The sequence below is a fragment of the Eubacterium sp. MSJ-13 genome (assembly GCF_018918235.1).
GTDB lineage: Bacteria > Bacillota > Clostridia > Lachnospirales > Lachnospiraceae > Butyribacter.
In genome coordinates this window covers 1-7,328 of sequence record NZ_JAHLQE010000040.1, presented here as the reverse complement: position 1 = coordinate 7,328, position 7,328 = coordinate 1, and the positions used below count along the sequence as shown (strand labels likewise).

Annotated in this window: 5 protein-coding genes; 3 read left to right on the top strand and 2 right to left on the bottom strand. The window is 36.7% G+C overall.

Features of this window, described 5'->3' with window-relative positions; genetic code table 11:
• Positions 1-116 precede the first annotated feature (116 nt).
• A complete protein-coding gene (locus tag KQI69_RS02625) occupies positions 117-2,207 on the bottom strand; it encodes an aminopeptidase (protein WP_216563732.1) in 2,091 nt (696 codons plus the stop codon).
• A 335-nt stretch (positions 2,208-2,542) separates the two neighbouring features.
• The gene (locus KQI69_RS02620; RefSeq protein ID WP_216563731.1) at positions 2,543-3,706 is read right to left on the bottom strand and encodes a DUF3880 domain-containing protein; all 1,164 of its coding nucleotides are present in this window, start codon (positions 3,704-3,706) and stop codon (positions 2,543-2,545) included.
• A gap of 350 nt (positions 3,707-4,056) precedes the next feature.
• Here KQI69_RS02620 and KQI69_RS02615 point away from each other — a divergent pair, with 350 nt between their 5' ends.
• Genes KQI69_RS02615 through tadA form a run of 3 tightly spaced genes read left to right on the top strand, consistent with a single transcriptional unit; the run spans position 4,057 to position 7,116 of the window.
• A complete protein-coding gene (locus KQI69_RS02615; protein WP_216563730.1) occupies positions 4,057-5,808 on the top strand; it encodes a methyl-accepting chemotaxis protein in 1,752 nt (583 codons plus the stop codon).
• Positions 5,792-6,649, top strand: coding sequence for a DNA-3-methyladenine glycosylase (locus tag KQI69_RS02610; RefSeq protein ID WP_216563729.1), 858 nt, complete (start codon positions 5,792-5,794; stop codon positions 6,647-6,649). The genes KQI69_RS02615 and KQI69_RS02610 overlap by 17 nt, the downstream gene beginning before the upstream one ends.
• Positions 6,646-7,116, top strand: coding sequence for a tRNA adenosine(34) deaminase TadA (tadA, locus tag KQI69_RS02605; protein ID WP_216563728.1), 471 nt, complete (start codon positions 6,646-6,648; stop codon positions 7,114-7,116). The genes KQI69_RS02610 and tadA overlap by 4 nt, the downstream gene beginning before the upstream one ends.
• Positions 7,117-7,328 lie beyond the last annotated feature (212 nt).

Genomic DNA, 7,328 nt, shown 5'->3' with positions numbered 1-7,328 from the left:
CGTCGGTACTTAGCGGGCGTATTGTGCCCGCTTATGTACCGCTACGCAGTTCTCCGAGCGAGAGCGTCCATGAGGCATGATAATAATTCCCTTTCCTGCGTCCGTTAGTCACCTAATCACTCCCCAAAAACCTCATTAAGTTCCTCCGTCCCCTCAAGCACAAACCTTCCGTCTTTTATTATAGTAATTTTCTCACCATCCTCTGTATGCACAACGATATCCCCAAGTTCCGAATAAGGAATCGTTATATCAGTATGGCAGTTAAAATAGGCTTTTTCAGGCTCACTGTTTCTAAGTTTAGAAAAATCATTTTCCTTAGCGACCATCTGCTTACCATCAGGATTGTAAGTCACAAGGTCCTCCTCATGAGAAAAACAAGTATCGCCAACCGCAAAATGAGGTCCTGTCTTTTCTGCGATAAGGATAGGAAGGAGACCTGAGATATTGTATTTTAATCCCATCATATATGCCGTTGTGTTTGTGCCAATGGCAAATTCACCGATAGGAAGTGTGTCATGTCTGTAGAGGACATTCTCATGTATATACTTTTTATTATCCTCCTCGTTATCAAAGTTTTTACAGGTATAATCAGTAATACAGCCATCCTTAAATTTAAGCTCAAGCTCTTTATATTTGAGGTTGTCAAGATAAACCTCCGTTACATGGAGAACTCCCTCAGTACCTTTTAATTCAGGCGAGGTAAAGACTTCGCCGAGAGGAATATTTACATCATCAAGACAATTTTCAAAAACAGTCTGTTTTTCGGCATCAGTTTTCCTTACAAGATTTATCTTCATGTCAGTGTGATTATTGCCACGGCCTGTAACTGTCACATGAGTCCCCTTATCAAGTGCATTGATTATATTTGTCTGTATCTTCTCATATTTATCAGAATCAAGTGTGTTTACTTTTACCGTTTCCTCAAAAATTTTTCTGAAATATTTTCCGATATCAGGAACAGGAAAAGCAATAATAGTAAAACTTATCTTATCCTGTGGGATATAATTGTTTGTAAGCATACCCTTTTCTGAACGGAAAGCGATAAGCTGTTTCTGGTGCTTGTCGCTGTATTTTGGCAGGCAGTCTTTTTCAACAGGTGTAAAAGGTTTCTCGCCGAAACTTTCAATAAGGGCAGGACCGGCAAATTCTGCGGCAGCTTTTTTCATTGTCTCATAAGCAAATTTGTATTCTGAAAGCTGTCTGTCAGCAAAACCTTTATCGAATATAAGAGCGAGGTCGTTGCGGTGGTCGTACTCAAACTGTTTGTTGGCAGATGCCCCGTGGAAACCGACTTTGTACATTGAAGTACGGGAACCTATCGCAAATGAAGCTCTGTAGATAATAGGCTCAAGTCCATTTTCCCTGAACTGTAAAATTGCAGATTTTATTATACGCTCAAAGCCAAGTGGATATCTGATATTTACAGTTTTCTTGCCTGACATATCCATATTGTAGACTTTGTAGCCCTTGATGATACCCTGAGTAAAAGTGTGTGCTATCGAGTCGATCTTTTCCTGGGAAAGACTGTTTAGATATTTTGCAGTCTTTATTTCATTGTCAGTTACATACTCACCTGAGAAGTAAAGGTATCTCAGGTCTTCAAGGTTTTCATTCATTACGATATCTTTGATAAAAGACATTTTAGGATTGAGCATATCGTTAAGTCCAGCCTTGATAGTTACATCGCTGTAATCAAAGAAGTAATAGTAAAGTGCGGATTTTATCTGTTCAGGTTTGCAGTCAGGTTCTTCAAAAAGATTGTAGATCTCAATGAAAAGTTCAAATATCGTAGTAAGATTAAAAAGTCTTTCCTCAAACGCATTTGGAATGTTACTGCGAAGTTCTGCATATAAAGCACTAAGATAAAGACCTGTCTCACTGCCAAATCTTCTTACGGCATATGCAGGGTTGGTGTAACTCATTTCATATCTGTCAGGTTCGATATCTTCATAAAGCCCCTTGTTGAGATGAAAAAGTTCGGCATCAGTTAATGTTCTTAAAATACCGCTTTTTGCAAGATTATATATCTCACCTAACTGTAATGCAAAATACGAAGTTTTAATAAAATAACTGTTTAAATGTTTGTCTGAGAGAGTGACAGACTGATCCCAAAGTTCAGTGTGTATCGTACGGATACGGTTTAGGGCAAGTAAATACCGTTCTTCATAATGTTTATTTTCATCTGCAATTAATTCTATATTTGTCATATATACCTCTTTTCTGTGCTGAAATTTTTTACACTGATTTCTTTTAAAAATTTAACACTATCAAGGAAGTCCGCTGTTTCTATTGCATAGAGCAATAGGTGTTGAGTGGGACTTGCCTGTATCAGGAGGGGGCAAGCTCCTTCTGATATGATGTGGTAGCAGCTAATAGTGTTATGAGCAAGTAGCATAGCGGATTGCAAATATCCGCTTGATAAAGATAAAAATTACTTCTATTACGATTTTACCATATAAGAAATTTTAAACCAAGTACTGTTATTTGTGTAATACTGTAAAATCAAGTTTTTTGGTGCATATTATGACAGATAATGCCAGCATCAGATAAACTTTAAAACTAACTTTATGATATTCTGCACGCGTATATCACATGTATGGTAATGTGTTACTTTTTCATAAGCACTTTTAATAAATTTATGACGGAGTGCATCCTGCTCAAGATAAAAAGTAGTCTTATCAATAAGTTCGTCAGTTGATTCGTAGATTACGATATCCTCGTCAGGGTTAAAAAAATTTAAAAGCTCAGGTCTGAAATCAGTGATAAGAAAACCGCGGCAGCTCAGGATATCCCAGACACGCAGGGAGATACCTGACGAGATATTAGGTATCGTCATATTTAGGTTTATCTTACTTTCATTGAAAATAAACGGCATTTCAGTCATATAATCAACAGGATCATGCAGATTTATAAGCGGGATATCGGATGCGTCACTATTTGTAAAAAGATTTACCCTGTGTATAAAATTTTTTGAAAGCATGTTTAGATTATTTGTGCGCATTACTGATGCAGCTTTAAAACCAAGCACTGTTGTTGAAAAAAGTTTCTTTGTGGTAACAAAAGAATCATCACTTTTATTGTATTCAGTTATATCTTCAAGCATACTGCATATTTCAGGAGTAAGAAGATTTTCAAGTATATTTCCTCCGGAAACCTGTGTCTGTGCGTATATAGCACCGTCGAGATAACCGTACAGGTAATCAGGAAGTCTGTTTCGTATATCATCATAGGAATTTTTTTCATAGAGACTTCCGACAAATGAAACATCGTACTTAGTACTGTTTTTATTTAAAAGCATATTTTCATATCTTGAAACATTTGCGGCGAGTGGTAGATAAAAAATGTTTTTAACACCCATGTTCTTAAAAATAGAAAAGTTAGTGTAGTCAAATTCAAAAATGATATTCGTATCAAAAAAGACAGAATCATGGTACATTGCGAGTAAAGGTGCATCACAGTTCCAGCAGACATACAAAGTATCTGTATCATGGCATACGCGGGCTATAAGAGGAAAATAATTTATTGAAAAACAGAAGTCGAAATCGTCATTTTTTAATCTGTCAGCAAGTTTTTCACAGAATACTCCATCATTTTCATAATTTGAGATTTTTTCAGTAAAATAGCTGCATTGGCAGCCGGCGTTTTCAAAAGCACTTTCAACATCGTTTTGGTTATAAGAGCTCCAGCGGTATATCAAAATCTTCATTTTGTAATTGTGTACCTGCAAGATATATATAAGAGATGGTATTTTTGCAGGCTCCTCCTTTCTGTAATCTGTATGTCAGATATTATATATTCAAGATGATTAGCTTATTTTGGACAAAGTTTTACAACATAATAGCAAACGGCGAAAATAAATGCTATATATGTGAACAAAAAATGTAATATATATAATATTTATGGTATCATTTAATGGATATATTATATTAAGACACGGGTGGCAGGATAAGATGGAGAACTACATTATATATATAAATAATGTATTATTATATATAAAATGTTGTGTCATGTAACAGGATATTTTCTGTCGGATAACAGAATTGGAGGAAACAAAATATGAAGAAGAAAAGCAAAATAACAGTTGGGACACAGCTTATTATGACATTAGGGATAATGATGGTCATGGTTTTTATTGTAGGAGCATGTGGATATCTTATGAGAAAAAATTCTGTTGAAACTGAGACAGAACTTTATGAGAATTATGGACAGACACAGGGAGAACTTGCAATGGGATTTGCAAATTTTCAGAATGTTAAAGTACAGCTCAGAAATATATTATATGTGTATGTTGGTGAGGATGCTGATTTACAAACATCAAAACAAAAAATACAGGATGCAAAAGACACCGTAAATGAGTATATGAAAGAAGTAAAGAGTGACTTAAAAGATTCTGCGACGAAAGTTATATATGAAAAGGTTAAAACAAATATAGATACATATTTTGAGGATGCAGACAAATGTCTTGAGTATTTTGATGCAGGAAAGGTTCAGGAAGCCAGAAATTATCTTCATACCAACGGTGTAAAAAGTGCCAATGAAGCGGAGGAAAACATTGAAAAACTTATAGATGAGATTGATAAATATGCACAGAAAAAACAGGATTATGTGGCAGTGCAGAATAAGCAGGGAGATTATTTTGTGGCATTTGTTATGCTGATCGCACTCCTTAATTCTTTTGTGGCATTTAATTTTATTACAAAAACCATCCGCGATCCGCTTATCGAACTTTCAGGTGTGGCAAAGAAGGTTTCAGCAGGTGATGTTGATGTGACCATTACCCCTTCAAGGATTGATAATGAAGTTGGGGCACTGGTTGATGGGTTTAATATGATGGTTGAAAATCTCAAGAAACAGGCAGAGGTTTTAAGTCAGGTAGCAGAGGGAAATCTTACTATCTCATATCAGCCGGTATCTGAAAACGATATTGTTGGAAATGCTATAGTAAAACTTATACATGATAACAATGCAGCATTTTCAAATATAAGAAATGCAGCAGGACAGATAGGAAATGGTTCAGAGCAGATAGCATCGGCAAGTCAGACGCTTGCACAGGGCTCATCAGAGCAGGCAAGTGCGATACAGCAGATATCAGCTTCAGTTACGGATATTGCAAACAAAACAAAAGACAATGCACAAAAGGCTTCTGAGGTAAATGATATAGTAATTCGTGCAAAGAGCGATGCAGATGAAGGGAACAGATGTATGAGAGAGATGATAGTTGCAATGAAAGATATAAACGAATCATCAGAGAATATACAGAAGATAATTAAGGTTATAGATGATATAGCATTTAATACAAATATACTTGCACTTAATGCAACAGTGGAAGCTGCAAGAGCAGGAGAACAGGGAAAAGGCTTTGCAGTAGTCGCAGAGGAGGTAAGAAACCTTGCAGGCCGTTCGGCAGAGGCATCACGCCAGACCGCTGAAATGATAGAGGATTCTATTGCAAAGGTAAAGCATGGCTCAGTCCTTGTAGGTGATACGGAAAAAGCACTCGATGTAATATCTGAAATGATAGAAAAGATAACAGATTTAAGTGCCAATATCTCAAGTGCATCAAATGAGCAGGCAGCGGCAACTTCACAGATTGATGATGCTCTTACACAGGTATCACAGGTGGTACAGACAAATTCAGCCACTAGTGAGGAATGTGCATCGGCAAGTGAGGAGTTGTCAGGACAGGCGAGAGGACTTGAAAATACACTTATGAAATTTAAGTTAAAAGATGTTAATGAAGGAACAAGCAACGATTATAATTACAATACGGATATAAGGCTGGAAGATTATCATGATACAAGATATTAAAAATTTTGACCTCGAACAGATAGCAGAATCAGGTCAGTGCTTCAGATGGAGAAAACTTGATGAAGGAAAATACCTGATACCTGCTTATGACCATTATGTTACAGTGGCACAGTCAGGAGAAAGATTTGAATTTTCATGCACAAAAGAAGAGTATGAAAAAATTTGGAAACATTATTTTGATCTGGAACTTGATTATGGCAGGATAATAGAAGCAATAGATGATGATGATACATTCCTTAAAGAGGCGGCAGTTTATGGAAGCGGAATCAGGATATTAAATCAGGAATTATGGGAAATGATAATTTCTTATATAATTTCACAAAACAATAATATTCCACGCATAAAAAAAGGAATAGAAGCCGTATGTGACAGATATAAGTCTGTAATCTGCACAAAAGCTGGCAATTTTCAGACGGAAAGAGAAAATGACAAAGTCACGGAAAGTGAAGATGTGATATACGGATTTCCACATTTCTCAGATATCGAGAAAAACGGTGGAAGGGAAAGTCTTAGTGAACTTGGACTTGGCTATCGTGATGAATATATATGGCTTATGTGTCAGTACGAGCATGAAAATGCTGATTTTTTTGAGAACTTAAGAAAATGTGATTATGATGGAAGCATGAAAATGCTTATGGAACATAAAGGAATCGGCAAGAAAGTCGCAAACTGCGTAAGCCTTTTCGGACTTCATCATCTCGATGCATGTCCTATAGATGTGTGGATGAAAAAGATAATAGATGAGGAATACGGCGGCGTAAAGCCAAAGTGGATGAGTGACAGGTATGCAGGAGTTTATCAGCAGTATGCGTTTTTTTATAAGAGGAAGAAAGAAAAGTGAGTAGTGACGAAAAATATATGAAAGAGGCTATAAAGCAGGCGAAAAAGGCTGCATTGATAGATGAAGTTCCGATTGGCTGCGTTATCGTACATGACGATAAGATAATTGCGAGAGGCTACAACAAACGCAATAAGCTTCACAGTACCCTTGGCCATGCGGAGATTTCTGCTATTAAAAAAGCAAGTAAAACTCTTGGAGACTGGCGGCTTGAGGAATGTACGATGTATGTCACATTAGAGCCGTGTCCCATGTGTGCCGGTGCGATTGTGCAGGCAAGGATTCCAAAAGTCGTTATAGGTGCGATGAATCCAAAAGCAGGATGCGCAGGCAGTATCTTAAATATGTTTCAGATAAAGGAATTTAATCATCAGGTGGATTCTGTTGACGGTGTTTTACAGGAAGAGTGTCAGTTGATGATGAAGAATTTTTTTAAGGAACTGCGTGAGAGGAAAAAGAAAAACGCCTGAAAGTTTTACTGAACTGTATGAGAGGAGAAAAACGCTTGAATTTTTTTGAGATTTCGTGAGAAAAATTTCAAATTGTTTATGTGCAGGTTTGACAATGAAAAAATGCTCTGCTATAATATATCCGCTTAATTTAACACTATCAAGTAAGTCCCCAACTTCTATTGCGTAGAGCAATAAGTGGGGGTGGGGACTTGCTTGTATCAGGAGGGGTA